Annotated in this window: 32 protein-coding genes and 1 pseudogene; 16 read left to right on the top strand and 17 right to left on the bottom strand. The window is 42.8% G+C overall.

The annotated features are described in order from the left end of the window. Nucleotides 1-57: 57 nt before the first annotated feature. Nucleotides 58-786 (top strand): UMP kinase, encoded by a 729-nt coding sequence (gene pyrH / locus HWQ58_RS12820; protein WP_292862598.1) that lies wholly within the window; start codon nt 58-60, stop codon nt 784-786. After that, nucleotides 773-1,321, top strand: a complete 549-nt coding sequence (frr, locus tag HWQ58_RS12815) for a ribosome recycling factor (protein WP_292862595.1) — start codon at nt 773-775, stop codon at nt 1,319-1,321. The genes pyrH and frr overlap by 14 nt, the downstream gene beginning before the upstream one ends. A 78-nt stretch (nt 1,322-1,399) precedes the next feature. Here frr and HWQ58_RS12810 read toward each other — a convergent pair whose 3' ends face one another. From HWQ58_RS12810 to HWQ58_RS12800, 3 genes are all read right to left on the bottom strand, one after another. Beyond that, complete coding sequence (locus HWQ58_RS12810; RefSeq protein WP_366837850.1) at nt 1,400-1,696, bottom strand: aspartyl protease; 297 nt, start codon at nt 1,694-1,696, stop codon at nt 1,400-1,402. 85 nt (nt 1,697-1,781) lie between these two features. Next, nucleotides 1,782-2,096, bottom strand: coding sequence for a hypothetical protein (locus tag HWQ58_RS12805; protein WP_292862592.1), 315 nt, complete (start codon nt 2,094-2,096; stop codon nt 1,782-1,784). Between the two features lie 709 nt (nt 2,097-2,805). Then, the gene (locus tag HWQ58_RS12800) at nt 2,806-4,638 is read right to left on the bottom strand and encodes a bifunctional serine/threonine-protein kinase/formylglycine-generating enzyme family protein (RefSeq protein WP_292862589.1); all 1,833 of its coding nucleotides are present in this window, start codon (nt 4,636-4,638) and stop codon (nt 2,806-2,808) included. A gap of 313 nt (nt 4,639-4,951) precedes the next feature. Between HWQ58_RS12800 and HWQ58_RS12795 the strand changes: the two genes are divergently transcribed. Both HWQ58_RS12795 and HWQ58_RS12790 read left to right on the top strand, forming a co-directional pair. Beyond that, nucleotides 4,952-6,076: a geranylgeranyl reductase family protein gene (locus HWQ58_RS12795; protein ID WP_292862586.1), complete on the top strand. Its 1,125-nt coding sequence runs from the start codon at nt 4,952-4,954 to the stop codon at nt 6,074-6,076. 71 nt (nt 6,077-6,147) lie between these two features. Then, nucleotides 6,148-6,573 (top strand): hypothetical protein, encoded by a 426-nt coding sequence (locus HWQ58_RS12790; RefSeq protein WP_292862583.1) that lies wholly within the window; start codon nt 6,148-6,150, stop codon nt 6,571-6,573. Between the two features lie 133 nt (nt 6,574-6,706). Here HWQ58_RS12790 and HWQ58_RS12785 read toward each other — a convergent pair whose 3' ends face one another. Further along, nucleotides 6,707-6,946 (bottom strand): Uma2 family endonuclease, encoded by a 240-nt coding sequence (locus HWQ58_RS12785; RefSeq protein WP_292862580.1) that lies wholly within the window; start codon nt 6,944-6,946, stop codon nt 6,707-6,709. Nucleotides 6,947-7,141: 195 nt separating this feature from the next. Beyond that, nucleotides 7,142-7,375, bottom strand: a pseudogene (locus HWQ58_RS12780) (EF-hand domain-containing protein). 214 nt (nt 7,376-7,589) lie between these two features. Between HWQ58_RS12780 and HWQ58_RS12775 the strand changes: the two are divergent. Then, nucleotides 7,590-7,865, top strand: a complete 276-nt coding sequence (locus HWQ58_RS12775) for a helix-turn-helix domain-containing protein (RefSeq protein ID WP_292862577.1) — start codon at nt 7,590-7,592, stop codon at nt 7,863-7,865. Between the two features lie 309 nt (nt 7,866-8,174). On the opposite strand, the gene HWQ58_RS12770 is transcribed toward HWQ58_RS12775, so the two are convergent. Continuing rightward, entirely contained in the window at nt 8,175-8,567 is a 393-nt protein-coding gene (locus tag HWQ58_RS12770) for a cadmium resistance transporter (RefSeq protein WP_292862574.1), read from the bottom strand. On the opposite strand from HWQ58_RS12770, the gene HWQ58_RS12765 reads away from it, so the two are divergent. Then, a complete protein-coding gene (locus HWQ58_RS12765) occupies nt 8,543-9,100 on the top strand; it encodes a hypothetical protein (protein ID WP_366837861.1) in 558 nt (185 codons plus the stop codon). The two genes, HWQ58_RS12770 and HWQ58_RS12765, sit on opposite strands and share 25 nt — an antisense overlap. 210 nt (nt 9,101-9,310) lie before the next feature. On the opposite strand, the gene HWQ58_RS12760 is transcribed toward HWQ58_RS12765, so the two are convergent. Both HWQ58_RS12760 and HWQ58_RS12755 read right to left on the bottom strand, forming a co-directional pair. Then, complete coding sequence (locus HWQ58_RS12760) at nt 9,311-9,679, bottom strand: Uma2 family endonuclease (RefSeq protein ID WP_292862571.1); 369 nt, start codon at nt 9,677-9,679, stop codon at nt 9,311-9,313. A 161-nt stretch (nt 9,680-9,840) separates the two neighbouring features. After that, the gene (locus HWQ58_RS12755) at nt 9,841-10,104 is read right to left on the bottom strand and encodes a hypothetical protein (protein WP_292862568.1); all 264 of its coding nucleotides are present in this window, start codon (nt 10,102-10,104) and stop codon (nt 9,841-9,843) included. Between the two features lie 167 nt (nt 10,105-10,271). On the opposite strand from HWQ58_RS12755, the gene HWQ58_RS12750 reads away from it, so the two are divergent. After that, a complete protein-coding gene (locus HWQ58_RS12750; RefSeq protein ID WP_292862565.1) occupies nt 10,272-10,472 on the top strand; it encodes a hypothetical protein in 201 nt (66 codons plus the stop codon). Between the two features lie 57 nt (nt 10,473-10,529). Further along, nucleotides 10,530-12,068 carry a lysine--tRNA ligase gene (gene lysS, locus HWQ58_RS12745; RefSeq protein ID WP_292862563.1) on the top strand — a complete coding sequence of 513 codons (1,539 nt, stop codon included), beginning with the start codon at nt 10,530-10,532 and terminating at the stop codon, nt 12,066-12,068. A gap of 148 nt (nt 12,069-12,216) precedes the next feature. On the opposite strand, the gene purF is transcribed toward lysS, so the two are convergent. The 4 genes from purF to HWQ58_RS12725 all read right to left on the bottom strand — a co-directional run bounded on the left by purF (nt 12,217) and on the right by HWQ58_RS12725 (nt 17,253). Further along, the gene (purF, locus tag HWQ58_RS12740) at nt 12,217-13,716 is read right to left on the bottom strand and encodes an amidophosphoribosyltransferase (RefSeq protein WP_292862560.1); all 1,500 of its coding nucleotides are present in this window, start codon (nt 13,714-13,716) and stop codon (nt 12,217-12,219) included. 331 nt (nt 13,717-14,047) lie between these two features. Next, nucleotides 14,048-16,516 carry a phosphoribosylformylglycinamidine synthase subunit PurL gene (gene purL, locus HWQ58_RS12735; RefSeq protein ID WP_292862557.1) on the bottom strand — a complete coding sequence of 823 codons (2,469 nt, stop codon included), beginning with the start codon at nt 16,514-16,516 and terminating at the stop codon, nt 14,048-14,050. Between the two features lie 43 nt (nt 16,517-16,559). Beyond that, nucleotides 16,560-16,952, bottom strand: a complete 393-nt coding sequence (locus tag HWQ58_RS12730) for a type II toxin-antitoxin system death-on-curing family toxin (protein WP_292862554.1) — start codon at nt 16,950-16,952, stop codon at nt 16,560-16,562. Next, nucleotides 16,939-17,253: a hypothetical protein gene (locus tag HWQ58_RS12725; protein ID WP_292862551.1), complete on the bottom strand. Its 315-nt coding sequence runs from the start codon at nt 17,251-17,253 to the stop codon at nt 16,939-16,941. The genes HWQ58_RS12730 and HWQ58_RS12725 overlap by 14 nt, the downstream gene beginning before the upstream one ends. A gap of 224 nt (nt 17,254-17,477) precedes the next feature. On the opposite strand from HWQ58_RS12725, the gene HWQ58_RS12720 reads away from it, so the two are divergent. After that, nucleotides 17,478-17,762: a hypothetical protein gene (locus HWQ58_RS12720; RefSeq protein WP_292862548.1), complete on the top strand. Its 285-nt coding sequence runs from the start codon at nt 17,478-17,480 to the stop codon at nt 17,760-17,762. A gap of 934 nt (nt 17,763-18,696) precedes the next feature. On the opposite strand, the gene apcD is transcribed toward HWQ58_RS12720, so the two are convergent. Further along, entirely contained in the window at nt 18,697-19,182 is a 486-nt protein-coding gene (apcD, locus tag HWQ58_RS12715; RefSeq protein WP_292862545.1) for an allophycocyanin subunit alpha-B, read from the bottom strand. Nucleotides 19,183-19,344: 162 nt separating this feature from the next. Between apcD and rlmD the strand changes: the two genes are divergently transcribed. Together rlmD and HWQ58_RS12705 are read left to right on the top strand one after the other, a co-directional pair. Continuing rightward, nucleotides 19,345-20,751: a 23S rRNA (uracil(1939)-C(5))-methyltransferase RlmD gene (gene rlmD / locus HWQ58_RS12710; protein WP_292862543.1), complete on the top strand. Its 1,407-nt coding sequence runs from the start codon at nt 19,345-19,347 to the stop codon at nt 20,749-20,751. A 390-nt stretch (nt 20,752-21,141) separates the two neighbouring features. Beyond that, on the top strand, nt 21,142-21,591 hold the full coding sequence (locus HWQ58_RS12705) for an anti-sigma regulatory factor (protein ID WP_094348589.1): 450 nt from the start codon (nt 21,142-21,144) through the stop codon (nt 21,589-21,591). 81 nt (nt 21,592-21,672) lie between these two features. On the opposite strand, the gene HWQ58_RS12700 is transcribed toward HWQ58_RS12705, so the two are convergent. After that, nucleotides 21,673-21,948, bottom strand: a complete 276-nt coding sequence (locus tag HWQ58_RS12700; RefSeq protein ID WP_104905882.1) for a DUF6439 family protein — start codon at nt 21,946-21,948, stop codon at nt 21,673-21,675. A 104-nt stretch (nt 21,949-22,052) separates the two neighbouring features. Here HWQ58_RS12700 and HWQ58_RS12695 point away from each other — a divergent pair, with 104 nt between their 5' ends. The 4 genes from HWQ58_RS12695 (at nt 22,053) to HWQ58_RS12680 (ending at nt 24,275) form a co-directional block, all read left to right on the top strand. Further along, nucleotides 22,053-22,415: a hypothetical protein gene (locus HWQ58_RS12695; protein ID WP_292862538.1), complete on the top strand. Its 363-nt coding sequence runs from the start codon at nt 22,053-22,055 to the stop codon at nt 22,413-22,415. A gap of 2 nt (nt 22,416-22,417) precedes the next feature. Further along, a complete protein-coding gene (gene asnS / locus HWQ58_RS12690; protein WP_292862535.1) occupies nt 22,418-23,809 on the top strand; it encodes an asparagine--tRNA ligase in 1,392 nt (463 codons plus the stop codon). Nucleotides 23,810-23,892: 83 nt separating this feature from the next. After that, nucleotides 23,893-24,123 (top strand): DUF2281 domain-containing protein, encoded by a 231-nt coding sequence (locus HWQ58_RS12685; RefSeq protein WP_292862532.1) that lies wholly within the window; start codon nt 23,893-23,895, stop codon nt 24,121-24,123. After that, nucleotides 24,117-24,275: a type II toxin-antitoxin system PemK/MazF family toxin gene (locus HWQ58_RS12680; protein WP_292862529.1), complete on the top strand. Its 159-nt coding sequence runs from the start codon at nt 24,117-24,119 to the stop codon at nt 24,273-24,275. The genes HWQ58_RS12685 and HWQ58_RS12680 overlap by 7 nt, the downstream gene beginning before the upstream one ends. Before the next feature lie 71 nt (nt 24,276-24,346). Here HWQ58_RS12680 and HWQ58_RS12675 read toward each other — a convergent pair whose 3' ends face one another. From HWQ58_RS12675 to HWQ58_RS38440, 3 genes are all read right to left on the bottom strand, one after another. Continuing rightward, nucleotides 24,347-25,618, bottom strand: a complete 1,272-nt coding sequence (locus tag HWQ58_RS12675) for a hypothetical protein (RefSeq protein ID WP_292862526.1) — start codon at nt 25,616-25,618, stop codon at nt 24,347-24,349. Between the two features lie 155 nt (nt 25,619-25,773). Continuing rightward, entirely contained in the window at nt 25,774-25,914 is a 141-nt protein-coding gene (locus tag HWQ58_RS12670) for a hypothetical protein (protein ID WP_292862523.1), read from the bottom strand. A 6-nt stretch (nt 25,915-25,920) separates the two neighbouring features. Further along, a complete protein-coding gene (locus HWQ58_RS38440; protein ID WP_366837859.1) occupies nt 25,921-26,007 on the bottom strand; it encodes a 4-Cys prefix domain-containing protein in 87 nt (28 codons plus the stop codon). Between the two features lie 401 nt (nt 26,008-26,408). Between HWQ58_RS38440 and HWQ58_RS38435 the strand changes: the two genes are divergently transcribed. Next, nucleotides 26,409-26,543 (top strand): hypothetical protein, encoded by a 135-nt coding sequence (locus HWQ58_RS38435; protein WP_366837840.1) that lies wholly within the window; start codon nt 26,409-26,411, stop codon nt 26,541-26,543. Nucleotides 26,544-26,738 lie beyond the last annotated feature (195 nt).

Raw genomic sequence — 26,738 nt, 5'->3', positions numbered from 1 at the left:
TGTAACTGCTATCTTAAATTGGAGGCAATTGCAACTTTTTTGATAAAGCGTAACTTCATGGGAACCAATTACCGACGGGTTTTACTCAAACTGAGCGGTGAAGCCTTAATGGGCAACATGGGCTATGGCATTGATCCAGAAGTGGTCAAAGGAATAGCACAAGAATTAGCAGAGGTGATAACCACTGGCACTCAAATCGCCATAGTTGTTGGCGGCGGCAATATTTTTCGTGGCGTCAAAGCAGCGTCGGCGGGGATGGACAGGGCAACCGCTGACTATATCGGGATGATTGCCACGGTAATGAATGCCATGACGCTGCAAGATTCGCTAGAACGCATAGGAGTACAGACGCGAGTGCAAACCGCGATCGCTATGCAAGAATTAGCGGAACCGTATATCCGTCGTCGTGCCATCCGTCATCTTGAAAAAGGACGGGTGGTAATTTTTGGTGCTGGTTCTGGAAATCCCTTTTTTACTACAGATACGACTGCGGCATTAAGAGCGGCAGAAATCGATGCTGAGGTGATTTTTAAAGCCACCAAAGTAGATGGGGTATATGATGCCGATCCTCATATTTATCCTGACGCCAAGCGTTACAATAGCTTAACCTACGCGCACGTTTTAGCCAAAGATTTGCGGGTGATGGATAGTACTGCGATCGCCTTGTGTAAAGAAAATAATATCCCAATTCTGGTATTTGATCTAACGGTGCGAGGAAATATCCACCGAGCAGTCTTGGGAGAATCCATCGGCACCCTTGTGGGAGGTTCTTGTGAAATTAGCTGAAGCTGAAAGTACGATGCAAAAAACCGTTGAGGCAACTCAACGAGCTTTTAACTCGATTCGCACTGGTCGCGCCAATGCGAGTCTATTAGATAAGGTATTGGTGGACTATTACGGTTCGCCTACTTCCTTGAAATCACTGGCAAATATTAGTACACCGGATGCTACGACGATGTTAATTCAACCCTACGAGCGCAACACCCTAAACATCGTTGAGAAGGCTATTTCTCTCTCAGATGTGGGTTTAACACCCAGTAACGACGGTTCTGTAATCCGGTTGAATATTCCGCCCTTAACGAGCGAACGCCGTAAAGAATTCGTCAAAATGGCATCCAAATATGCTGAAGAGGGTCGTGTTGCTATTCGCAACATTCGCCGCGATGCCATAGACGCCATTCGCAAACAGGAGAAAGCCTCTGAAATCTCCAAAGATGAATCAAAAGACCAACAAGACAACTTGCAAAAACTCACAAATGAGTATAATGCCAAAATAGACTCGCTATTGGCAGAAAAAGAAAAAGACATCACGACTGTTTAAAGTCTAAAGTCTAAAGCATAAAGGCTGAAGAATGATGGATAAATTCTTCAGCCTTTGTCTTACAGCTACGAATTACTACTAATAATCTGCTTCCACCACTTCTAATGTCAAAATCCCTTTTGGTTTATTCACAACCAACTGCATAATATCCAACCACAGTGAACCGAGCAAAATATCAGGTAGTTGTTCTCCTATATGAACGGGAATGATAAATTCTTTGCCAGCAACAATGACTTTTCCTTCATATAAATCAAAATACTTTAATCCTCTGGCAGTTTGCATCTCAATCTTAGGTATAACTATCGGCCACTCAATAGCTTCTAAGTCTTGAGAATTAATCGCCAGCCACCCAGATGTAAAACCTGTATCAAGCATTCTTCAATTTCAAATTGCTCGCCATTAGCTACAACCAATTGTATTTCAAAGAACAATTCTCCATTGTTACCAAACCTGCCCGCAATCATATCGTGCCGCAGGCTCCTATTTCGTTAAGGCGAAAGATAGTAAGTTTCGCATCTGGATTAGTATATCGCATGCGAATTTGCTCTAGTAAACCTTCTAGTTTCGGGTCAATTAGGTAGTTTTCGCTTTCTGCATCAACAGCGATAAACCAGTTGTAATGGTTGTCGATGAGTTGGGGACGAAGGCACTCAAAAATAGTACGACACCGCGCACCCAGTTCTTGACGTTGTGCTTGACGGAGATTTATTTCTTCAGGCGTGACGTTAGATTTCCTCCATCCCTGACTTCGGCTTGTTTTTGATAATTGAGTCATAATAAAAGTCGATTAGAAGCAGTATTTTAATTATTGCGTGCTATTGTTGATGGTCTATAAAATATTGGAATTGCTTTGGCTAATCCAGCTAAATTTTGTAGCGACTGTCTTGAATGAAGTGAAACCCAACATTAGCGTCGCGTATTATCACAGCTAATGTTGGGTTAGCCTTCGGGATCTTGCTACGTTCCTCAACCCAACCTTGTATCTTAGAAGAAGTGGTAGAGATAATATGATTAAGCCGGATAAGTCTTCGGTTTTGCAACCTACCAAGCTATCCAACTCAGTTTGATATTCGGAGGTTGTCGCCTTCCCCGCTGGTTCAGGTCTGGACTCCTGAATGTACGCTCGATAAATTCCCACTTCCCGACTCTGACTTTGAGGAGTACTCACGCCACAGCCACCGCAACCACCCAAAAACCCACATTGTTGTTGCAATTCTCGCGCGCGTTGTTGTTACGGTTGGCAGAGCGACAGTTCTGGGCATTGTTGTTCCACGAACCGCCACGCAGCAGCTAAAATTAACCTGCCCCATGCTCAAATTCTCAACAAAGTGAGAAATTTGATTAAATGTAGTGTCTAATAGTTTTGATATCAAGACACTAGATTTAAAAAAAAAATTTTTGATCCGCCTGAGGGCGGAAAAAGAAGAGAAAAGAATAACAAGTGTAAAAGGCAAAAGGGAAAGAGTGCAAAGGGTAAGGAATCCTCACGCCACAGCCACCGCAACCACACGAAAACCCACAACGTGGTTGCGACTCCCGCGCGGGTTACTTTGACGGGAGGCAGACCGACAGACCTTAGCAAAGTCGAGCCACGAACCGCCACGCACCAGCTTTTGGTTATTATTGTTACCTGTTAACCACGCACTTCCATCTGTTGGTGCGCCTTGGTAATTACTGTTATATACATCTTGACACCCTTCCCACATATTACCACACATATCATATAAACCGAAAGAGTTTGGGCAAAGAAATTTTCCGACATCTGTTGTTTGTTGACGATTTTCACCTTTGGGTGCAGAGCCGTAAGGATAGTTGCCGTCGTAGTTGACTAAATCTGTGGTAATTGTTTCACCAAAATAAAACGGCGTGGTTGTTCCTGCACGACAGGCATATTCCCATTCGGCTTCGCTAGGTAGGCGATAAGTGCGTCCTGTCTTCTGACTCAACTTTTTACAAAACTCTACAGCATCATCCCAACTCACTGTTTCTACAGGTCGTTTCTCACCTTTGAAGGTGGAAGGATTCGTCCCCATAATTGCTTGATACTGTGCTTGGGTGACTTCATATTTACCCATGAAGAACCCAGGTACTTTCACTTGATGCTGCGACCCTTCATTTGATTTTCGTTTCGCCTCCCCTGCTGGTGAACCCATCGTAAAGGTTCCCCCTGGTATCTGCACCATTTCCAAGGTGACACCATTCCCCAAGTCTTCAACAAAATATTTCGCTTCCCTATTGCTGCGGTTGTTGATTTTTCCCTGTGCGTCTACCGTCACCGTTTCAAATTGAAAGGTTTGTAAGCTATTGGAGGAGGTCGGAGTTGTATTGCGGTCTCCAGATTTAGACAAAGATAACAAACGCTCTCCAATAATAGCTAAACTAATCCCTGCAACTGTCCACCCCGCAATTTGAATTGCCCGACGACGTGACAAGTTTGGTGTGGGTTGCAGTTGGGGTTTTGGTGCAGGCGGTGGCGGTGGTTGTCGTCGTTGCGGCTGTTGTGGTGTCAGTGCTTGCAATGCCTCCACTGCTGAGGGATATCTGTCTCGAAAGTGATAACTCACCATCTTATTCAACACGCCTGCGAATTTCTCGCTAACATTTGCCCAATTGCGCCAAATTATTTCACCATTGGTGGGGTCTTTTGGTAGTTCGTGGGGTTGTAAACCTGTCAAGGCATAAATTCCCAACATTCCCACCGCGTAAACATCGCTGCATAATTTTGGTTGTCCGGCTGCTTGTTCGCTTGGCATATAACCAGGCGTACCAATGGCAACGCTAACACCGGTTTGACCTTGGGCGTTCACCATCATGGTGTTAACTTCTTTAACTGCGCCAAAATCAATCAGCACTATTTTGCTATCTTGACGGCGACGCATGATGTTCTGGGTTTTAATGTCGCGGTGGATGATGTTTTTTTTGTGAACTACTGCTAAGATTTCTAGAATTTCTTGTAATAGTTTTATGACTTCTTTTTCAGTTAATCGCTTACCAGGACTGATTTCTTCGCTTAAGTCTTCCCCATCTACAAATTCTTGGACTAAATAAAATTCGCCCTGTTCTTCAAAGTGGGCAAATAATCGCGGTATCTGGTCGCTATCATTTCCTAAGCGGTATAAAACTTGGGCTTCGCTATCAAATAATCTTCTAACGATTTGTAATACTATTGGGTCGGAGTTGGGTTTGAGGTGTTTGACTACACACTTGGGATGGTTGGGTAAGTCTAAGTCTTCAGCAAGGTAGGTGTCGCCAAAGCCGCCGCTGCCTAAGAGTTTGATAATTTTGTAGCGATTTCGGAGAATTTCGCCTATTAGCATCAGCTTTACCCAACAGGAAGATGAATTATGTTAATTCTGCCAAATTTTACACCTGTAGGACAATATTTGGTGTTTCAGACGCGATTTATCGCGTCTCTACATGAATATTTGGTTTAACCAATACCTTCTCTGCGAGACGCTACGCAAACGCCAAATCTAAAAATGCCTCGATTCGTAGGTTGGGTTGAGGCACGAAACCCAACAAATACGTTGAGTATTGGTTTATTTCACTAAATTTAAAAATGCCTTGATTTAGCGAAGGTATTGGTAGGCGCGTTAGCTTAAACTAATTGAGAAGCAAAATTTCAGCAATATGTACGATTGCATCATTGTCGGTGCTGGACCAGCAGGTGGAACAGCTGCATATCATTTAGCCAAACAAGGTCGCTCAGTATTAGTGTTGGAAAAAGAATCTCTGCCAAGATATAAACCTTGTGGGGGTGGTGTCTCTCCAGCGATCGCTCAATGGTTTGACTTTGATTTTAACCCAGTAATTTCTGTAAAAGCCGACTCGCTTCGCTTTACCTGGAAATTAGGCGACCCCGTGGAAGCAAAAATCGCCACCAAAGAACCAATTTGGATGGTGCGACGAGATATTTTTGACCATTTCCTAGTGCAGCAAGGACAGAAGCAAGGTGCTGAACTACGAGATAATACGGTAGTAACTGGTATTGAATTTAAAAATGATTATTGGCAAGTTAACACAGCTAATGGCCCAGTTACAGGTCGCTACTTAATCGCGGCTGATGGTGCCAAAGGATCAATGGCAAAATGGCTAGGTTTCAAAGAACGTAAACGTCTGCTCACAGGGGCTTTAGAGGCAGAAATCCCTGGCATTATAGAAAACAAGCCCACAATTCATTTTGAGTTTGGCTTGGTCAAAAACGGCTATCTCTGGAACTTCCCCAAAGCTGATGGTTATTCCATAGGTGTCGGGACGTTTATTGGTGGTCGTCAACCCCAGGACTTCAAAAAGATTTTGGATGAGTACGCCAAATCGTTGAATTTAGACCTCAAAACCAGCAAACAATATGGTCATCCCCTATGTATTTGGGATGGTAATCAAAAGCTGCACACGCAAAATGCGGTTTTAGCTGGGGAAGCTGCTTGTGTGGTTGATCCCATGACAGCAGAAGGCATTCGCCCTTCAATTTTTAGTGGTTTACTCGCAGCCGCAACCATTAATCAAGCACTTTCTGGTGACACTAACGCTTTAGAAAAATATAGCGAAGCCATTAATGAAGAGTTGGGTACTGAGATGGCTTGGGCGCAAAAATTAGCTGGAGCATTCTATCGGTTTTCCAACATTGGCTACAAAGTTGGTGTTAAGCATCCGTCGGCTCCCCAAATCATGGGTAAGATTATGTGTGGAGAACTGCGCTATGGCGATATTGCCGATCGTGCCCTGAAGCGTTTAATTCCTGGTTTTGGAGGTTAATTAACCAGATAAGTTACTTGAGCAACCTGTTAAAGTTAGGCAAACTTTCGCCAGACTAAGTATTTCTCAATATGGCAATTTACTTGACAAAACGGCTGTGTATGTTCGCTAACATTCTTGCTCTTGTCCTCTTCATGCCGGGAATTGCCTTAGCTGCACCCGTTCAAATCAATACGACTTATGGTGTTATTTTCGCCCAAAGTACGAAAACTGCAAGTTACTCCACCTCGTCAGACATTAACCTGACTCCCTTACAACGCCAGGAACTCCAGGCTGTGCGTCAGAGAAGAAATAGGGAAATTGCGGCAGTATTAAACTCATCTCAGCGTGACCAACTTAATCACAATCTCCGGGCTGGTAGTAATATCAAGCAAGCGCTAGAAAAACTCAATTTGCAACCAGAACAGCAAGATTTAGTAAAGGCGATCGTGCAATTTACTAACTTGAAAATGAAAGCTATTTCATCTAGGCATTTGCTGACAATAGGAGAGAATTAACAATTCAAAATTCAAAATTCAAAATTAAAGACATTTTCAAACGGGGATTTAAACCCTGACTGAAACTGATACTACGTATAGACGTAGGGGTCTTAAACCCTTTAATTTACGATAAAGGTTTGATTTGTAGAACTTATGGAAACAGCTGACTAATCTGGACTTCAATTTCTGGAAATGCAATCAAGGATAAGGTTGCATTTTTCTGCAAAATAAATTCAAGATTGTAACCTTTCAAGCTTGGTTCGCGGAAAACATAAACCTGACGCTGATTCACATCCAAAATCCAGTAGTCAGCAATTCCTGCTGTAGTATAAAGAGGCACTTTTTGTTTGCAATCTGTCTCTAGTGTTGAATAGTCAAAACCATTAACCAATCGAAAACCCTCACAGAGGTGGCTACAGAGTCGATGGTAGGTTATTACTAGCTAGAATGAAGTATCTGTTGTAGAGGATAGCAAAGTGTCACTAAGGGGTAAATAAAGGCAAATCCCTCAATAGTTGCCTAGAGAGGGATTTAGTGTGGGCTAGAGAGGGATTTTGGGGTGAGTGTGGCGTTGATTTTTTGACTGCTAGTTTAAATTATTTGCTTTCTCAACTGCTTCCTTTAACTCTTCAAAGGTAATACTACCGTCTTCGTCTGAATCATACTGTACTAGTAACTCCTAGGGGCTACTAGTATTTGTTTTTGATGAGATGATTGCACTTAAGCCAGGACTTAAAAAAAGCTCATTAATGGAGACTTTGCCGTCTTGATCGCGATCTAATTTATTAAAAAGAGATTGAAGCTCTTGCTCGGTTATCATAAGTTTCTATCTAAATTAATTTTTCAATTTAATATCTCAAAATCTTGACAAAGACGCAAGGACAGTTAAGGAAAATTTAATTAAATTTTTATACTTGGCAATGTTTTCTTATAAGAGACTCGACCGCGCACTATAGATTTTTCAACCCGCTGGGTATACAGTAAAATATACTACTAAAAACTGTCAAGTATTAAGCAAAAAAAATTACAGTTATGTGTGGGATGTCGGGAAATGGGAGTTTGGCGAGATTGGAGTCATTGATAAATTATCCTCAATCATTGAATCCCTGCTCTTGCGAGGCGACAATCAGCCAGTAGTGCCGATTGCCGATAAACTGCTACTGACTATTGCAGAGGCACAAGCGCTAACTGGGTTGTCTAGAGAATTCCTGCGAGACGCAATTACCAGAGGGGAGCTAAAAGCCAAAGTGATTGGTAAGGGTTGGCGAGTTAAACGCAGCGACCTACAAGAGTACGTTGACAAGCTCTGAAAGATTCTCGCCAAATTACAACAGGGTAAACCTCGCCAGTAGCGTAGAGTATATTACGGTATTTGAAACAGTGGCGATATTTGACGTTTCTGGTCACAGCGACCTGGGGACGTTACAGCGATATCTGGAGGTCACGCCAGAACAGAAGCGAAAGGCTGTTTCGGTGATTGGGTTTTAGATGGGCTAGATTCTGCTTATGCTAAAAATAAACTCCCATGCCCCGTCAACCTCTGATTAACCCGCCAGAGCGATCGCTGAGGAAAGCGAATTCCCAAAACAGCTAAACTGATAACTGATAACGTTTATCTGTCAAGTGTTCGGAAGAAAAATACGATAAGATTCGCTGTCTACCAGAATTCTGAAACCCAGCCACATCAGAACGAAGGGGAAAATCTTGCTAGCATAACGGCTGAGTATCAAAGCGATACCAGGTAGACGAGTCAGATTATAGGACATAAACAGCCAGCAAAAAATAATGAAATAGCAAACTGGTACGATCACAGTGAGATTTTGGATTGAGCTAGTGGCAAACAGGGGGATATAGATGCCAAGATTGTTGCCGCCGTTGGCAATTGTTACCGAGGAGACGCGATAGGTCTGCGGATCGCGGATTAGATCCCAGAGCGATCGCTTTCTGGAATCAAATCCTCGAAATTTAGAGTTTCTTTTCAGATTGGCTGACTTATCTTCAGCCGCTGGCAAAAGTCGGCCTAGATTTTAGTGACATCGAGCCAGTTTATCTGACACAACCGGAGGCGCTGCCCCGATTCCGCCGAGGTGAAATCGATGCTTGGGTGATTTGGGTTCCCTACACAGCTACTCTTGCCCGAAGCGCTTATCCAGGGCGAACGATTACAGACCTAGAGAGTATATTTGGTGATAAAGCCTCCGTGGAAGTTCCCACCTATTACTACGCGATTCCAGAACTGGTACGCGACTATCCTGACCTACTCAAGGTGATTTTAGAAGAGGTAAACGAAGCTGGAACTTGGGCTAAGAGACAGGAATTAGAAGCTGTTAAAAGATTGGCAGAACAGCATGAAATCGATCCATCAATTCTAGAAATTTTACAGAAACATAGTGGCGAACGCGCCATCATTCCGATTGACGACCAATCGCTCGATGCTCTACAGCATCAAGCAAATATATTTAGAGATTTAAATCTGATTCCTGATCGGGTGAATGTGAAAGATGGAACCTATAGCTTGCAGACCAAGCAAAACTGGACTTATTAAAATAATTCGTAATTTGAAAGTTAAATTAGGGACTTCCAAAAAATAAAATCAGCAGTCAAGAGAGTGATTATCATTATTGCTTTTGTATAGATTCTTGGTTTTTGTTGATTAATTTATTCTTTGGAAGTCCCTTGCCTCCACCTCCTAAACTTGTGCCCGTCGCTCTTGACCCAATCGAATAATAAAACTTGGGTGGCATGAGCCACCCATTTACTTATGAGAATCGATTTTTGTTTTTAATTGCTTGGTAGTTCTTATTTGCCGTGAGATGTAGTTTAATGATAGTATTATGGCAGTGGGAAAGTGTGGCAACAAGATTTTAGCGATATCTGGCTCAGGTTCGGAGTATTGGCTCAACTGAATGGGATTTTGCACCCGAACTAAGGCAACTTCTACTAGCGATCGCTTGAGGTAGTCAGACGCGCAGAGCGTTATCGCTGCGTGGGGAGAATTTTTGGCGCTGATCGGGATAACTTGCCCTTCAATCAGTTCAACCCGCTCATCCGCTGCAATAATACCCGTCTCCAGCATCAGGTGATATTCATCTACATTCCACAAGCGCACCCTAGTTTGTGTCATTGTGTATTTCCTTTAGCGATGCCTCCGGCGGGCTACGCCTACGCACGCGCCCTTAAGGACAAATATCTCTCACTGCCAACTTTTACAGCATCTATAAATTAATCTTGCCCTATTTAACATAACGGCTACCTGTTAACCGAGGAATATTGCTTTCGATACATTCATTCCTCGCTAGCTGGCTCATTATTGCCACTGCTGTCAGCAGTTCCATCCAGAATGCTTTTGAACAGTTCGTCAGGAGTTATTCCCCGCTTTTTCGCGATATACTCCAGCATTCTTTCAATTTCAGATTTCCTTTCCCTAATTCCAAAGCTGATGACTGAAGCACCTTGAGCCGCCTTGCTGCAATCGTTTAACCATGCCCAAACGGTCAGCCAGTCATCATCATGTTCATTTAATGGGCCGATAGGAAACCGTTTTGGCATATTTTTGTTTCTTTTTTGAGTCAAAATAGGCTAAAAAATAGATATACGAAACTTTTTTGTATCTTTTTTGTTTATTTGATAAGATTTGACTAAAGCAAAAAGCCAGTGCGTCCCGTGGAAAGTTCGGCACTGGCTGTTGCTCCAAACTCAATGGAGACTTATCTATTATGACCTATCGAGATGATCTCAATAGGTGGTTAGTTGTGCGTTTGCTTGCCAACATGCAACGAGTTGTTGTGGCTCGTTACCGAACACAATCGGATGCTGATGGATATTTGCGGGTTATTCAACGCTTAATACCCGATGGCAAATTTTTGGTAGTGTTTGATGGTGACACCAAATCTGACGTTTGTAAAGATTGCAGATAATCGTCCCACTTGATTGCAGCATCTATAATTAATCTTGCCCCCTGAAAGTTCGTTACCATGTCGGAAGAAGATATCCGAGCCGCCAGGCTGGAGAAAGTAGAACAGCTTAAGCAGCTAGGGACTAACCCTTATGCCTATCGTTGGGAATCCACCCATCATGCAGCGCAGTTGCAAGAACAATTTGCCGATTTATCCAGTGGTGAAGAAGTTGATTTAGAAGTTGCCATAGCCGGACGCATTATGGCGCGTCGCGTTTTCGGTAAATTGGCTTTTTTCACCTTGCAAGACGAAACCGGCACAATTCAGCTTTATCTGGATAAAAATCGTATCCAAGAAAGCATGGCAGATATTGATGCCGATGCCTTCAATCACCTGAAGCAACTTACAGATGCAGGCGACATTCTTGGAGCCAAAGGTACTATTAAACGGACTGAAAAGGGCGAGTTATCTGTCTACGTTAAACAATATACTATCCTCACTAAATCCCTGTTGCCTCTACCCGACAAATGGCATGGATTAACGGATGTTGCCAAGCGCTACCGTCAGCGCTACGTTGACTTGATTGTAAACCCGGAAGTGCGGCAAACTTTCCGCCGTCGCGCCCAAATTACTGCTGGTATTCGCCGCTATTTAGAAGAACGGGATTTTCTGGAAATTGAAACGCCAGTTTTGCAAAGTGAAACTGGGGGTGCAGATGCACGTCCATTTATCACTTACCACAACACTTTAGAAATGGAATTGTATCTGCGAATTGCCACAGAACTCCATCTCAAACGGTTGATTGTGGGTGGTTTTGAAAAGGTGTTTGAATTAGGTAGGGTTTTCCGCAATGAGGGAATTTCAACTCGACATAATCCCGAATTTACGACTATTGAAATTTACCAAGCCTACGCCGACTACAACGATATGATGGCGCTGACAGAAGGGATTATTACCACTGTTGCCCAAGAGGTACTCGGCACATTGGAAATCACCTACCAAGGGGAACCGATAAATTTAACACCACCTTGGCGACGGGTGACAATGCACGATTTAGTTAAAGAATTTACGGGCTTGGATTTTAATTCGTTCCAAAGTTTAGAAGAAGCAAAAACAGCAAGTAAAAATGCTGCTATTCCTGGTATAGATGAAGCCCAATCAATTGGTAAGTTACTAAATTTAGCCTTTGAAGAGAAAGTAGAAGCCAATTTAATTCAACCTACCTTTGTAATTGATTACCCTGTAGAAATTTCGCCCCTAGCAAAACCTCACCGTTCTGTACCTGGTTTGGTAGAACGATTTGAGTTATTTATAGTCGGGCGAGAAACTGCCAATAGCTTCTCAGAACTTACCGATCCTATCGATCAAAGAGAACGCTTAGAAGCTCAAGCGGCGCGGAAAGCTGCTGGTGACTTAGAAGCCCAAGGTGTAGATGAAGACTTTCTCACCGCTTTGGAATACGGTATGCCGCCTACAGGTGGTTTAGGAATTGGGATTGATCGGTTAGTGATGTTATTAACCGATTGTGCCAGTATTCGGGATGCGATCGCTTTCCCCTTACTCAAACCAGAAAAATCAGAATCATCCCCAGATGAAGCCAGCAGTAACAATTCGTAATTGAATAACTTTGCTACCTCACTCCTTAATCCCCTCCTCGCTTGCGGGGAGGGGAGACAAAGCGTAGCTTTGGCGGGGTGGGGTTCTTCGGCTTTAATGGGAGTTAGAAGTTATTACTCATCCCTCATCTCCCTAATCCCCCCAGCCCTTATACCACTACTTTTTCTAAGATCAGCTTAGAACGCTTCACTTGCTCAGGAATCGCCACGGGATAATCTCCAGTGAAGCAAGCAGAACAGAAACTATTAGTGTCTTCTCGCGTCGCTTCTAGCATTCCTTCCCAACTCAGATAGGCGAGGCTGTCTACTTCCAGTTGCTTGGCAATTTCCGCTACTGACTTGGTAGCAGCAATTAACTGATCCTGAGAATCGGTATCGATGCCATAGAAGCAGGGATGAGTTACAGGTGGAGAAGAAATTCGCATGTGTACCTCTACTGCACCTGCGTCACGTAAGGTTTTGACTAGTTTACGGCTGGTAGTACCCCGTACAATCGAATCATCTACAATAATTACTCGTTTACCTAGCAGCACATCTTTGAGGGGATTGAGTTTCATCCGCAGACCCGATTCCCGCATCATTTGGGTTGGTTGAATGAAGGTTCGCCCAACATAGCGATTTTTAATCAGTCCTTCACCATAAGCGACACCAGACGCTTGAGAAAATCCAATAGCAGCAGGTATACCAGAATCAGGAACACCAAAGACAATATCGGCATCTACAACAGATTCTTTAGCTAGCTGGTGTCCTAATCGCATTCGATAGCTGTACAAACTCTCGTTGTGCATGACGCTATCAGGGCGGGCAAAGTAAATCATTTCAAAGATACACAATTTCCGCTTGGACTGTTTACTCCAATGATAAGAAGCTAAACCTTCTTCAGTAATCCAAACTAATTCACCTGGTTCTACGTCTCGCAGGTATTCGGCTCCAATGATGTCTAAACCACAAGTCTCGGAAGCCAAAACGTAACGGACTGGATTACCAGCCAAAGTGCCGATTACTAAGGGGCGGATTCCATTAGGGTCGCGGCCACCCATAACGCCGACGGGAGTGCCAATAACTAAACTAAAGGCTCCTTGGCAACGGTGAAATGCCTGAATTGCACTTTCTAGCCAATCAGTGCCCGTATCTATGGCTTCGGCGATCGCAAAAGCGATCATTTCTGAGTCTGTTGTTGTGACTAAGTTACATTTATTCTCAAGCAACTCTTGACGTAGTTGCACGGTATTGACTAAATTACCATTGTGTGCAAGAGCTAATGAACCTAAACGGGTTTCTAATACTGCGGGTTGGGCATTAACTTTGCGGCTAGAACCTGTGGTGGAATAACGAGTGTGACCAACAGCAAGACTACCAGGCAATCGATCCAAGACAGATTCATTAAAAACTTGAGACACCAAGCCCATGTCTTTGTAAAGATGTACTTGTGTACCCTCAAAGGTGGCAATACCAGCTGATTCTTGACCCCGATGCTGGAGGGCATACAATCCAAAGTAGGTCAGTTTAGCAACGTTTTCTCCTGGGGCATAGATGCCAAAAACACCACAAGCTTCTTCTGGCTTGTCAGGCTGATTTTCATGACTATTGATTGGGTTGTTGGTCTGGTCGGGGTATTCATCCGAAGTGACAGAATGAATAGAAATCATGCTAGCTTTGCTCCTGATGGGGGGGTCAATCAATCTTGGATTTGAGATTGACGATTTTGGATCGATCGCACCGTAGTAAGGATGCGGCTTGGAATTTAAGAATGGCTATCTTAGATTTTTTTGCCCAGTAAGAGCAAGATATGAATTAGAAGCAACGCCCCTAATCCAAAATCTAAAATTCAAAATCTCAAATTGGTAGTCAGTCACTGGGATTATATAGATGGCTGCGGAGTTCTTAACAAATCTTTAACCATCCATTAAAACAGTACCGTAAATTTGCTCAGAGACGCTAATAGTTCTGAGTGAAGTCTAAATATTCAGCACTTAAAACTCAGCACTCAGAAGTAGTAGTATGGATGGTGAGACGTCTGGCGATCGCATAGGAATAGCGATCATTCATATCTTCGATACTAACTTTGATTAAGGTTTGGTTATCAGTGGTGAAAACCCCCAAACCCGTCTCCAAATTACCAACTACACCGAGTTTTTGCCAATCTTGACCGAGATGTTCCTGTAAATATGATTCCCAAATTTCTTGTTGTGCTGATGCTACAGAAACTAAAATTCTGGCACCACCTTCGGCAAACAACACTTCATCGAGGCGAGGCAGTGCGGTCTTCTCCCAAGGGGAGACGCCAAGGGCGATGGGGTCTCCCCAAGTGGAGCAACTGCCGTGGTTTAACTGTGTTGGTGGTATTTCTAAATTGATTTCGACACCAAGATTGCCAGCAAGACAACTTTCGGCTAGAGCGATCGCTACTCCTCCCTCAGCAGAATCGTGGGCAGAACGTACCCAACCATTATGAATTCCTTCACGACAAACTTTCTGGACGCGGCGTTCCAAGTCAAAATCTACCCGTAGTGGTTTTCCGGCAACAGTATTGTGAATAGTGGCTAAATATTCAGATGCTCCCAAACTGATTTTAGATGCTAAAGGCAATCCAAGAAGATAAATCACATCGCCGGATGCTTGCCAACCTTGACCACAAATTTTGGTTATATCAGGAATCAAGCCCACCATACCGACAACAGGAGTAGGATAAATGGGTTGTGGGATGCCTTGAGAATCAAGAGTTTCATTGTACAAAGAGACATTTCCGCCCGTGACTGGTGTTGCCAATTCTCGACAACCTTCCGCCAAACCGCGACAAGCTTCTGCCAATTGCCAGTAACCAATGGGTTTTTCTGGAGAGCCAAAATTTAGGTTATCCGTTACTGCTAGAGGTTCTGCACCCACACAGCTAAGATTGCGTGCAGCTTCTGCCACCACTGCCTTAGCTCCTTCGTAGGGGTCAAGATAAACATAACGAGGATTGCAATCTACCGTGGCAGCAACACCGCGTTGGACATTGGGAATTCTTCTCTGTTCCTCTGCCCCCCCGCTCCCTTGCCTCCTATCCTCTTCCAGGGGGCGCAAACGGATAATAGCTGCATCTGCACCACCTGGCAGCATAACTGTATTATTTTGTACTTGATGGTCATACTGACGATATACCCAATTTTTAGAAGCGATCGTGGGTGTATCGAGCAAAGTTAAGAGAATATCATTCCAACTTTGCAGTCCTCCTTGAAGTTCTATTCCAGCAGTTGTGGAAGGAGGTAAGGAATCAGCAGTCCATTCCCAAGCTTGACGCGCATATTCTGGTGCTTCTGCCAATAACTCCCGGTTATACAGTGGAGTATTCTCCGCCAAAGCCTCAGCGGGAATTTCTGCTGCTACTTCACCCTGAAAGAGAATCCGTACAATAGGTTCAGCTATCACTGTCCCGGCAACAACGGCTTGAAGTCCCCACCGGTGGAAAATGTCGATTAATTCTTGCTCGCGTCCTTGATGAGCAACAAACAGCATTCGTTCTTGAGATTCCGAAAGCAGGTATTCATAAGGAACCATCCCTATTTCTCTGACGGGAATCTTATCTAAATCTAGTTCAATTCCCACACCGCCTTTTGCTGCCATCTCTGAGGTAGAACAGGTGATCCCCGCTGCTCCCATATCTTGGGCGGCAACAACTGCACCCGTCTTAAATGCCTCCAGACAAGCTTCAATTAACGACTTTTCCAAAAAAGGATCGCCCACTTGCACAGCAGGGCGATCGTCTATGGATTGATCGCTCAATTCTGCACTTGCAAAACTCGCGCCTCCCATGCCGTCGCGCCCAGTGGTAGAACCAACATACAGCACGGGATTGCCCAAGCCAGATGCTCCAGATTTGACGATTTCTGGCGTTTCCATCAATCCTAGTGCCATAACGTTCACCAGAGGATTTCCAGAGTAAGCAGAGTCAAAGTAAACTTCGCCGCCAACGGTAGGTACTCCCACACAGTTACCATAATGAGAGATTCCTGCTACCACACCGCTAAACAGTCGTTGGGTTTTGGCATCTTCTAGGGAACCAAAGCGCAGCGAGTTTAACAGGGCAATGGGACGCGCACCCATTGTAAAAATATCTCTGAGAATACCTCCGACTCCCGTTGCAGCTCCTTGAAAGGGTTCGACCGCTGAGGGGTGGTTGTGAGATTCAATCTTAAAAGCTAGTTGAAGTCCATCACCCAAGTCTACAACACCAGCATTTTCACCAGGCCCCACCAGGATGCGGGGGCCATCGGTGGGAAATTGTTTAAGTAGAGGTCGAGAATTTTTATAACAGCAATGCTCTGACCACATCACGCCAAACATTCCCAGTTCAGCTTTGTTGGGATGACGGTCTAGCCGACGGACAATTTCTGCGTATTCTTCTGGTTTAAGACCTTCAGCAGCAATTTCTTGGGGGGAAAAGGCTGGTTTTGAGGTTGCAGTCATGAAAGTAATGCACTCTGGGGGGACAGAGCATTATTCTATCGATTTACTTGCCCTGTAAGTGCAGTTCCAGAAATGTAGATAATTCTTCTTTGGATATTTCTTTCTGAACTACTTGAATCACCAAGTTGTAAGCTTGCTCTTGAGATAGGTTGAGAGTGTAGCCATTTAAGGTTATGAAGGTATCCATAACCGCAAATGCAGTGCGCTTGTTGCCATCAATAAACGGATGGTTCATTGCTAAATGGTACAGGTATGCTGCTGCTTGCTCGTGAATTGTAGGATGGAGAAGTTCACCGCCAAAAGTAGCTTGAGGTTGTGCCAATGCTGAATCTAGCAAACCTTCGTCTCTGACACCAGATGTTCCACCAAAGCTGTTTATCTCATCTTGGTGAATGTCTAAGACTTGAGAAATAGAAATAAATCTAGGAGTCTGCAAGGCGACGGTAAACCTCCTGCCATTTCTGTTTAGAAGCTAAATAAGTCTGCCATACCTCTTCATCTGAGGCAATCTGATTTGAGGCAGTATTTTCTAATTTGTCTTCATTTTGTTCAATTTCGCGGAAATATTCGGCAAAAGAAGGAATATTTAATAATAGTTTCTCAGTAACTTCGTTTTCTTCTGTTTCTTGCAAATAAGCCAGAAACACAACTGCTACTCGCAACTTTTCAATAGAAAGTTGATGCAAACGGCTTTCGGCTTCTGATAAATAATTGCTGTGCTTTTGTTCTGTTGCCATCGTTACCCCAAGCTAGGTTTGTTGCCAGTTGTTAATCAGTTTTGTTGCTAACTCTAGCTTATCGCGCTATTGTGATTTACTCAATGAAGGCAACTGCAAAAACACTTAATTTCCTAGCAAATTAAGCTGAAACTTGATAATTTGAGTAATTTTACTATGATCACAAATAAAAGCTTATTTTTAAAATTAAGATTAACTAAATGCAACATTATTGAAGTAGTAAAATGAATTTTCCTATAATCTTTATTCTGGCTTGTCACAGTCCTAATCCATTGGAATGGAGTATTATTATTGCTATAGTCGGCGCAATTTCAGTTGGTTTGGGTATAGCTGCTACTGGGATTGTTTCTATTGCAAGTACAGTAATAACAATGCTTATAGGAGGAGCTAGTATGGAGGCGATATCAGCAACAGTACGAGGAATGCTTAGTACAATTGGTGCAACCACCGCATCATTGGAATTAGTAGCTGTGTTGGTGAATGGCGTTAAAAATGTTTTGGGATGCTAATTAATTTATGTTGTAAAAGACGATGCCTACGGCGGCAAGCTACGCACTTTTACTTTCCTGTAGATTGAAGCGCGATCGCTCTTTAATTTAAACTCTAACTAAATACTTGTATTTCCATCTTGGTAAATATTGGCAGAAGATGCTTGTGCAGCCTTTCTTACAAGCAAAATTGTTTCTTGGATAGAGGGGTAGTAAAACCTCAGAATGCACTCAACAGGATTATTCCGACCATGAGGTAGACAAAATGAAGATCATTAGCACACCAAATGCTTTAATCTTTAAAGATAACTTGATTTTTTAATCTTGGTGAAATTTCTAGCTCCTTTACTTACGTGAATCTAGTGTCCACTCAGAGATTATTCGGGTATATGCAGTTTAGATGTAACAATCAAGTGACGAGAATCACACATATCGATGATTAGGATCGTCTCCCAGCGATCGGTAACTAGGCATAATTAATGACAACTGAACTCTAGCCGAGTCATTAATAGGGAACACACTTAATAGCCGACAGCCTTAATCAAGGACTGTCGGTTTTTTGTATTTGTCATTAGTCATTAGACCTCTTGCATAAATCCAAAAAAAGAACCCCACCCCGCCAAAGCTACGCTTTGTCTCTCCTCCCGAAGAGCGGGGAGGGGTTGGGGTGTTAGGGACTTTTGCAAGAGGTCTAATAGTCATTAGTCATTAGTCAAATGCCCAATGCCCAATACTTCTCTACGAGATGCTACGCACTCAGTACAAGTATCCCATGCCCATATCCATAAAATTTCCCCACATTTGGTTGGGAACTTGACAGAGATTTTGCCACAGCCACTACTAAATGTGGGGAAGGTATGATCAAATTGGGGATTTTATGCCTATCGAGTGCTAATACCTCGCACTCACTCTAGTAGACCGAAACTATATTCCTAGAACCAGCACACACTTTGTATTAAGACATCGCTTGAATGATGTAATCAAAGTAAGGTGCTGCTTCGGCCGCGTCTTCCGCACTTAGTAAGCTAAGAGAGGCTGTTTTGAGGGAATTAATCGCTTCTACCATTCCAGGCACGGGAACGCCCAATGAATTGTACATTTCCCGCACACCAATCACACCGATTTTTTCAATTGGCTCTATGTCACCGGCAAGTACACCATAAGTAATTAGGCGTAAGTACCAGCCAAAATCACGGATGCATAAAGAGCGTTGGCGTTCACCGTAAGCATTACCTCCAGGGGAGATAAAGTCAGGACGCTTCTGCCAAAGTTGTTTGGTTGCTTCCTGAACTATCTTTTTTTCGTTTTCGGCTAAGGTAGCCGCAATCCGCGTCCGTTGTACCCCGGTTTGCAAAAAGTCTTTGATATTTTTAAGTTCGCCACTGCTGGGATAACGCAGTTCGTCGTCGGCTTTGAGAATAACTTGGCTAATTACAGTCATGATTATTGAAATCACCTGAAATATTATCTGTTAGTTTAGCGAGTCGGAGGTACACAAGTGAAGGGATCGGAGTTACTTATGTATTGAATTTATCTGTTTGGGGAGAGTAGGGAGCAGGGAGTAGGCGAAATGAAGGGGACAATGACAAATGACAAATGACAAATGACAAAAATAATTTGGCAACAGGGTGAATTAATTGAAGTGACGATCGCTAATCTGAATGATACAGGCGATGGTGTGGGGCGCGCTGATGAACGTGTAGTGTTTGTCCCAGATACTGTCCCAGGCGATCGCGCCATTGTTCGCTTGGTTCATGTTAAACCAAAATACGCCCACGGGAAGCTCCAACAGCTATTGTCACCATCTCCTCACCGTATCCGACCCAGTTGTATTGTGGCGGATAAGTGCGGTGGTTGCCAGTGGCAGCATATTAATTATGATTACCAGCTAGTAGCCAAGCAAAATCAAGTTATCCAAGCTTTGGAACGCATTGGCGGTTTTGCCCGACCACCAGTAGAGCCGGTACTCGCCGCCCCTTCTGCTTTCGGCTACCGTAATAAATCTACATATCCTCTGGGCACATCAGCAACAGGACAAGTACAGGCTGGTTACTATCAAAAAGGTAGTCACCAATTAATTAATTTAAATCAATGTCCAGTCCAAGATGCGCGATTAAATCCCTTACTTGCCGAAGTTAAGCAGGATATCCAACAACGAGGTTGGCGAATCTATGACGAACAGCGTCATCAAGGACAAATTCGCCATCTTGGTTTACGCATTGGCCGACACACAGGGGAAATGTTGCTGACTTTGGTGGTGAAGGACTGGAATTTATCAGGAATTGAAACCCAAGCCCAGAAATGGTTAAAGCGTTATCCGCAGTTAGTGGGAGTGTCGCTCAATCGCAATAGCGATCGCACAAATGCTATCTTTGGATCAGAAACCCGTTGCATCGCTGGAGTACCCCACCTGCGTGAATATTTTGCTGGACTGGAATTTCAAGTACGCCCAGATACATTTTTCCAAGTGTATACAGAAACGGCAGAGGCACTATTGCAGGTAATTCAATCAGAACTCAATCTTCAAGGGCATGAGTTCCTAGTTGATGCCTACTGTGGTATTGGGACTTTAACTTTACCCCTCGCCAAGAAAGTTCGTATTGCTACAGGATTAGAAGTGCAACCAGCAGCAGTAGAACAAGCTATTTTGAATGCCCACCGTAACGGAATTGATAATGTGACATTCCAAGTCGGCGCAGTAGAGAAATTGCTTCCCCAAATGGGCACAATACCAGAAGTAGTAATACTCGATCCGCCACGTAAGGGGTGCGATCGCGCAGTCATAGATACTTTACGGCAATTGAAACCATCTCGGATCGTTTACGTCAGCTGTAAAGTAGCTACCCTCGCCCGCGACCTGAAATTGCTTTGCCAAGATGGGCAATATACCATCACACGGGTACAACCTGCTGATTTTTTTCCTCAAACTGCTCATGTTGAAACTGCCGCCTTTCTTGTGCTATCACATTTTGACAAGGGTAGTAATTCCTTCAAAAAAACTGAAATTTGAAAATTTTAGTCTAGTCCATACTAAAGATGCTAAAATTGAATTAAGCCAAAAATAAAAATTCATTTTGTTTAAATAAATTCAAGTTGCATGGGTTCTTAAAAACATGAAGAAGATTGTGTAAATTATAAATCGGCAACTAACTAGAGTATGCCAATACTCTCTAAAATTAACAGCATATTCTTAATTTGCTGACTTCATTATCAAACTTATTCCAGCCGATATATACTTAAACAATCCGAATTCAGACTATAGAATCAATGCTCCCTAGCATTTTCAAAATTTAGTTTTAAAGACGCAAGTTTGAAGGCAACATGACCACCTCAAGTTTTATCAGGGTGACTGTAATAGCAAACTGATGTCTAGCTAACTGAAAGCTATGGGGTTTCTCTTGTGATTACTATTTCACTCCGTCCAGTTGGACGTTATTGGGGCACTATTAGTTTTGCCTCAACCCTCTACCTTTGTCCCATATTAGACTTATTGTTGGCAGAAATTCCAGCAAGATTACAAGCAGAACTGCGGCTAGGACTCCAAGAAGCCCTAGTAAACGCAGCTAAACATGGTAATAATCTCGATCCGAGTAAAACAGTTGTAGTTCGTTTTTCCGTAATAGATAATCAATATTGGTGGATAATATCAGACCAGGGTAGTGGCTTTACTCCTTCATCTACTAGTAATGAAGAACCAACAGACTATCTTCCACCAGATGAGTCAGAAAATGGCCGTGGTTTATGTCTTCTGCATCAAATTTTTGATCAGGTAGAGTGGAACCGCAAAGGCACAGAATTGAGGCTTTGTAAACAAATGGAAAATCGCCGGGGATTATCTCTGCGGCGATAACAGGGCTAGTAGAGGGGCGATTAATCGCGTCTGGGAAGGGGAGAAAGTTATTGGTTGATTGATTTATTTATTGCCTACTCTCTATTTTCCGTGAGTCGGACAGGGAGGGGCAGAAATGGAGCGATCTAACCAACCAACTGCTTGTTGTAATCTAGCTTGAGCTTCTTCTGGCTGATTCTTTAAAAGATACACAATTGCTGCTGCCACTTGTTCATTAGCGCGGGAATTGCGGTTAGACTTGAGGCGATGCCAATCGTTAGGGGAAATAGTCAGCCTTTCCATAAGGGCTTGAGCTAGTTCCAGAGTAGTAAGTTCATTCAGTTGACTGGTTTTAGGCAGCTGAGTAGATTGAGACATAATTATGAGTACTGAGTGATGAGTGCTAAGTGCTGAGTCAAAAACTCATAGTTTTAATTTTGACTATTGGCAGGTCGCATTTAATCTTAGTTTACTACTTGTACATGAAGCCGTCTAAACAATCACAGCCGTCAGCAGAAAATCCCGAACCAGATTTTGAACAAGAACTAGAAGAAGTAGAGCGATCGCTCCTATCGTTGAGAGAACGTTACGATCAAGTGCAGCGCGATCGCCAACAACAGGCACAATGGCAACAGCGCCGCGATCAACTAAAGCACAATAAATCTCAGACACCAGAAATCAAAGCAGAGTTACGGCAAATTCAACGGCAGTTGGAAATGCTAGAACTAAACTTAGAAAGTCAGTTATTTTCTTGGCGTAGCCTCAAAAAACCTTTCTGGCAAGTCGTCCGCTTTGGTGGAATGGGCGTTATCATAGGCTGGATATTAAAGTCTTATGCTGGATAAATATGGTAAATCGACGGATTGCAGAAATATTGCGAAGTGGCCAACCTGATGAGTCCCTCCAAGTGCAAGGCTGGGTGCGGACAAAGCGCGAGTCCAAAGGGTTTGCTTTTATTGAAGTCAATGACGGCTCATCACTAGCTAATTTGCAAGTCGTGATTAATCAGGATTTGCCAGATTATGAAGCTATATTGAAAAAATTGAATACGGGTGCTGCTGTCGAGGCGACAGGGGTACTAGTGGCTTCTCTGGGTAAAGGACAGCGAATTGAGTTGAAAGCCGAGACGGTGAAAGTTTACGGCGAAGCTGATCCCGATACATATCCCCTGCAAAAGAAACGCCATTCCTTTGAGTTTCTGCGAACCATTGGACATTTGCGATCGCGTACCAATTCCTTTGGTGCAGTTTTTCGCGTTAGAAATGCTTGTTCGACAGCAATTCACCAATTTTTCCACGAAAGAGGCTTTCTGTGGGTACACACACCGATCATCACTGCTAGCGATTGCGAAGGTGCAGGTGAACTTTTTAGCGTTACCAGTTTAGATTTAAAAAATATTCCGCACACAGAAAACCAAGCAGTAGATTACAGCCAAGACTTTTTTGCTAAACCTACATATTTAACAGTTAGCGGCCAGTTGGAAGCGGAAGTGATGGCGATGGCGTTTTCTAACGTCTACACATTTGGCCCTACCTTCCGTGCAGAAAATTCCAATACTTCCCGCCACCTAGCAGAATTTTGGATGGTTGAGCCAGAAATGGCTTTTTGTGACTTAGAAGGCGATATGGATTTAGCTGAGGCGTTTCTCAAACACATTTTTAAATATGTGTTGGAAACTTGTCCAGAAGATATGGAATTTTTCAATGAACGCATTGATAAATCTGTGTTGGCAACAGCCGAAAATATTATTAATAATCAGTTTGAACGCTTAACTTATACAGAAGCCATCAAACTTTTAGAAAAAGCTGATGTCAAATTTGAATATCCTGTGAGTTGGGGTTTAGATTTACAATCAGAACACGAACGCTACTTAGCTGAACAATTATTTAAAAAGCCTGCGATCGTCACAGATTATCCAGCGCAAATCAAAGCTTTTTATATGCGTTTGAACGATGATGAAAAAACCGTCCGCGCAATGGATATCCTCGCACCGAAAATTGGCGAAATTGTCGGCGGTTCCCAGCGCGAAGAACGTTTAGAAATCTTAGAACGCCGTGTATTAGCGCAAGGATTAAAGCCAGAAGATTTGTGGTGGTATCTTGATTTGCGTCGTTATGGTACTGTTCCTCATGCGGGTTTTGGGTTGGGTTTTGAACGACTTGTGCAATTTATGACGGGGATGGGAAATATCCGCGATGTAATTCCGTTCCCGCGTACACCTCAAAGTGCTGAGTTTTAGTTGAAATTGTAGACCTGGCTATTTATAATCGCCAGGTTTTTGACTTTTATGGATAAAGAGAAATCCAACTAAAAACATTTATTATGAGCATACAAGACCAAACTATTGGTAAAATCCGGCAAATGCCAGAAGCTTTAGTTCAGGAAGTTAGTGATTTTATAGACTTCCTATTAATGAAGCATAGCAGCAATAACTGGGAATTATGGCTTCAGTTTAGCGAGTCAGTAGAAATAGTGGAATCAGATTTTTCTGACTATTTATCTAATTTAGAAGATTATGAAGAACGCTTGGCGCGTGGGGAACTTCAGTGGTAAATATCACACGGGGAGATGTGCTTTTGTGCGATATCAATCCTGTTGCTGGTACAGAACAAGCAGGAATTAGACCTGTTGTTGTGGTGCAAATTGCTCGGGCAAATGCTGTTATTACTCATATCATTATATTTCTTTGTAGCTATCCTCCATAAGGTTTTTCTTGGATAAACTACCCGTTATTTGCAAATAATCTGTTCTCACTTCAAACGTTATTTACAGGTTGCTACAGGTATCTAAGGGACTCTGGCACTGCCCAAACTTTAATTTTTCTATCAATGCTATAACTAGCAATGAATTCACGATTGCTACTCATGGCAACATAACCAATTGGCGCTGTATGGCCCTGCAATGTACATAATTTTCTGTTCATTGCTAAATCCCAAACAACTATTTCGTAATTGTCTGTACAGCAGATGAAGACTCTACCATCTGAACTTATAAGGCAAGGAGCAACACCCGAAGATGTATAGAGAATGCGATCACTGATCAATTCCCACACACACACCTTGTTTTCCCGAATTCCGCAAGCCAAAATTTGCCCATCAAGGCGATTCGCAAGTGAATTTACTGTCAGGGCAGGCAGATTATCTAATGTTTGAGTAAGTTCTCCTGTTTCGGTATTCCATAGTTGTAGCCTATTCTGCAATCTCTGCTTGAAACGTGCAACCAAGAACTTTCCATCAGGGGTGAAGAGAAGGGGTGTAGTCAACCAAAGGTTTAGCTTTGATTGATTCCATGAATTATCATAAGGAATTAAAGCCACATCTTGAAATTGATGATGGAGACGACGAGTATATGTTTCATAATCCCAGATATCTAACTTTCCTGTTCTGCCTTGAGTATAGCCAGTAGCAACTAATGGTTGTTTAGTTGGGCAGACAGCCAAGCGATGGGGATGGGCTTGAACAGTACGCATAAGGTAATCAGGATAAGTGCCAATCGGCTTTTGTGTTTCTGTATCTAATGGCCAGATAAAGTCCTGAAAGCTAACGATACACACCTTGCCGCTTTTGCCTAAACAAAATTCGTGAGCCACCGCCAGATCAAAATCTTTTTTGCTTTGACCTGTTTCCAAATGCCAAATATTAACGAAAGATTGCTTATAAGACAGATCCCAATAGCAAATAAGGGTGTTATTGTAGTCTGCGATCGCAAAATAATATGGATGATGTTGTTCAGGGTTGTAGCAATCTAGATTAAATTCTGTCAAGGTATGCAGGCATTGCATTTTTGCAAAGGGCAGATAATTCAATATGGCTTGTTCAGCATTAGCTTCGCTGCTGTAGGACAATAAGAGCAAAGCTGATTGCCGCACTTCTCTGACATCATCGCCCAATACCTGGATTACTAGATCAATTCCTTTAAGCCCATATTGAAATGCTTCTAAAAGAGCATCCACTTTTTCTTTTGTAGAACCACCGTGCAAACGATATCTAATGCCCTCTAATCCCTCTAGTGCTGCACTATAAGAAGAAACTAGGTCGTGTTCTCTCATAACCTTGCTGTTACCTGTGGGGGAATTTATCTAATAGTGTATGTCCATTAAATCTGCCAAAAGGGGAGAAATCTTGAGCGCATATTTTGCCAGTACAACTCCTTAGTCAGATTGGGAATACCCGCATTGTTTAGCTGACTCAAAACCTTTGCTTCCTACTTAAATAGTTCAATGGCTTTGGGGTTATTCTCAGTCAGCATTTTTAAGACTTTAGTTTTGCCACACTCGTCAACTTCAAAAGTGTTACCAAAGCCACCTTGTCCTAGTTGTTTGATTACCCGATAGCGACCTTGCAACAGTATTTATGACCCACAGTTACGGCAAATCAGGTTGTTTGCATTCACTGGGTCAACAGGTTTTGGACAATGGGGATTTATACAATAGGTCATTACACAGAAGTAAATATCCTAAAAAATCGATTTTTATTGATATCTAAACAGAGGGCTAAATCTATAAGGTTCTATTAATAGAGTTCCCTAAAATTTTGAAAAAGTAACATATATAGCAGTCCTCACTTCAGTATTAAATCTCATACACAATAAATTAGGGTTACAACAATTGTTGTAACCCTACAAATTCGCTATATTCAATCTGCTCGAAAACCCCTATAAAATAAAAATTAACCTCATAACTACTGAATTATGAGCAATTATTCACATTTACTACATCTAGATTAATGGTTTGCAAAGGCAAATACTTTCTTGCTTGCCTGCAAGGGATAAGTGACGCTAGTGTTAAAAGAATTGTGCAAAGTCAAACCCTCATCTCAGAAGTTAAGTAGGAAGCTAGAATGGCAATTCCAAATAAACAAGTAAAACCTAATATTGATATTTTAAATAATAGACGCACCCAAACTCGCATCCAGGTTCGCATTCCTAAAGACTTGCATGAGGAACCAGTCATTTCACGACTGGTTTCTCACTAGGGTATCACAGTCATTATTGCTGATGTTCAGGTAAGCACAAATATGCCACAATCTAGCTGCTTCGACCTGGAACTACGGGGCACTGTTTCCCAGATTAGAAAGTGCCTTGACTTACCTAGATGAACTGGATTTAGAAGTTTTGCACCAATCCAGCCCTGAAAAAGATGGTTGATAAATTGAGTGCTGAGTCAAAAA

It is taken from the genome of Nostoc sp. LPT (genome assembly GCF_017115165.1).
GTDB lineage: Bacteria > Cyanobacteriota > Cyanobacteriia > Cyanobacteriales > Nostocaceae > Nostoc.
This window is presented reverse-complemented; position numbering and strand designations above follow the sequence as displayed.

Excerpts from the sequence above, each read along its gene's own strand:
- HWQ58_RS12800 (WP_292862589.1), bottom strand. The coding sequence starts at position 4,638 with ATGCTAATAGGCGAAATTCTCCGAAATCGCTACAAAATTATCAAACTC.
- HWQ58_RS38435 (WP_366837840.1), top strand. The coding sequence starts at position 26,409 with ATGGCAATTCCAAATAAACAAGTAAAACCTAATATTGATATTTTAAAT.
- purF (WP_292862560.1), bottom strand. The coding sequence starts at position 13,716 with ATGATTTCTATTCATTCTGTCACTTCGGATGAATACCCCGACCAGACC.
- HWQ58_RS12760 (WP_292862571.1), bottom strand. The coding sequence starts at position 9,679 with ATGACACAAACTAGGGTGCGCTTGTGGAATGTAGATGAATATCACCTG.
- HWQ58_RS12790 (WP_292862583.1), top strand. The coding sequence starts at position 6,148 with ATGGCAATTTACTTGACAAAACGGCTGTGTATGTTCGCTAACATTCTT.
- HWQ58_RS12805 (WP_292862592.1), bottom strand. The coding sequence starts at position 2,096 with ATGACTCAATTATCAAAAACAAGCCGAAGTCAGGGATGGAGGAAATCT.
- HWQ58_RS12675 (WP_292862526.1), bottom strand. The coding sequence starts at position 25,618 with ATGAGAGAACACGACCTAGTTTCTTCTTATAGTGCAGCACTAGAGGGA.
- apcD (WP_292862545.1), bottom strand. The coding sequence starts at position 19,182 with ATGACTGTAATTAGCCAAGTTATTCTCAAAGCCGACGACGAACTGCGT.
- rlmD (WP_292862543.1), top strand. The coding sequence starts at position 19,345 with ATGACAAAAATAATTTGGCAACAGGGTGAATTAATTGAAGTGACGATC.
- asnS (WP_292862535.1), top strand. The coding sequence starts at position 22,418 with ATGGTAAATCGACGGATTGCAGAAATATTGCGAAGTGGCCAACCTGAT.
- HWQ58_RS12750 (WP_292862565.1), top strand. The coding sequence starts at position 10,272 with ATGACCTATCGAGATGATCTCAATAGGTGGTTAGTTGTGCGTTTGCTT.
- HWQ58_RS38440 (WP_366837859.1), bottom strand. The coding sequence starts at position 26,007 with ATGACCTATTGTATAAATCCCCATTGTCCAAAACCTGTTGACCCAGTG.
- HWQ58_RS12725 (WP_292862551.1), bottom strand. The coding sequence starts at position 17,253 with ATGGCAACAGAACAAAAGCACAGCAATTATTTATCAGAAGCCGAAAGC.
- HWQ58_RS12720 (WP_292862548.1), top strand. The coding sequence starts at position 17,478 with ATGAATTTTCCTATAATCTTTATTCTGGCTTGTCACAGTCCTAATCCA.
- purL (WP_292862557.1), bottom strand. The coding sequence starts at position 16,516 with ATGACTGCAACCTCAAAACCAGCCTTTTCCCCCCAAGAAATTGCTGCT.
- HWQ58_RS12695 (WP_292862538.1), top strand. The coding sequence starts at position 22,053 with ATGAAGCCGTCTAAACAATCACAGCCGTCAGCAGAAAATCCCGAACCA.
- lysS (WP_292862563.1), top strand. The coding sequence starts at position 10,530 with ATGTCGGAAGAAGATATCCGAGCCGCCAGGCTGGAGAAAGTAGAACAG.
- HWQ58_RS12755 (WP_292862568.1), bottom strand. The coding sequence starts at position 10,104 with ATGCCAAAACGGTTTCCTATCGGCCCATTAAATGAACATGATGATGAC.
- HWQ58_RS12810 (WP_366837850.1), bottom strand. The coding sequence starts at position 1,696 with ATGCTTGATACAGGTTTTACATCTGGGTGGCTGGCGATTAATTCTCAA.
- pyrH (WP_292862598.1), top strand. The coding sequence starts at position 58 with ATGGGAACCAATTACCGACGGGTTTTACTCAAACTGAGCGGTGAAGCC.
- HWQ58_RS12700 (WP_104905882.1), bottom strand. The coding sequence starts at position 21,948 with ATGTCTCAATCTACTCAGCTGCCTAAAACCAGTCAACTGAATGAACTT.
- HWQ58_RS12795 (WP_292862586.1), top strand. The coding sequence starts at position 4,952 with ATGTACGATTGCATCATTGTCGGTGCTGGACCAGCAGGTGGAACAGCT.
- HWQ58_RS12685 (WP_292862532.1), top strand. The coding sequence starts at position 23,893 with ATGAGCATACAAGACCAAACTATTGGTAAAATCCGGCAAATGCCAGAA.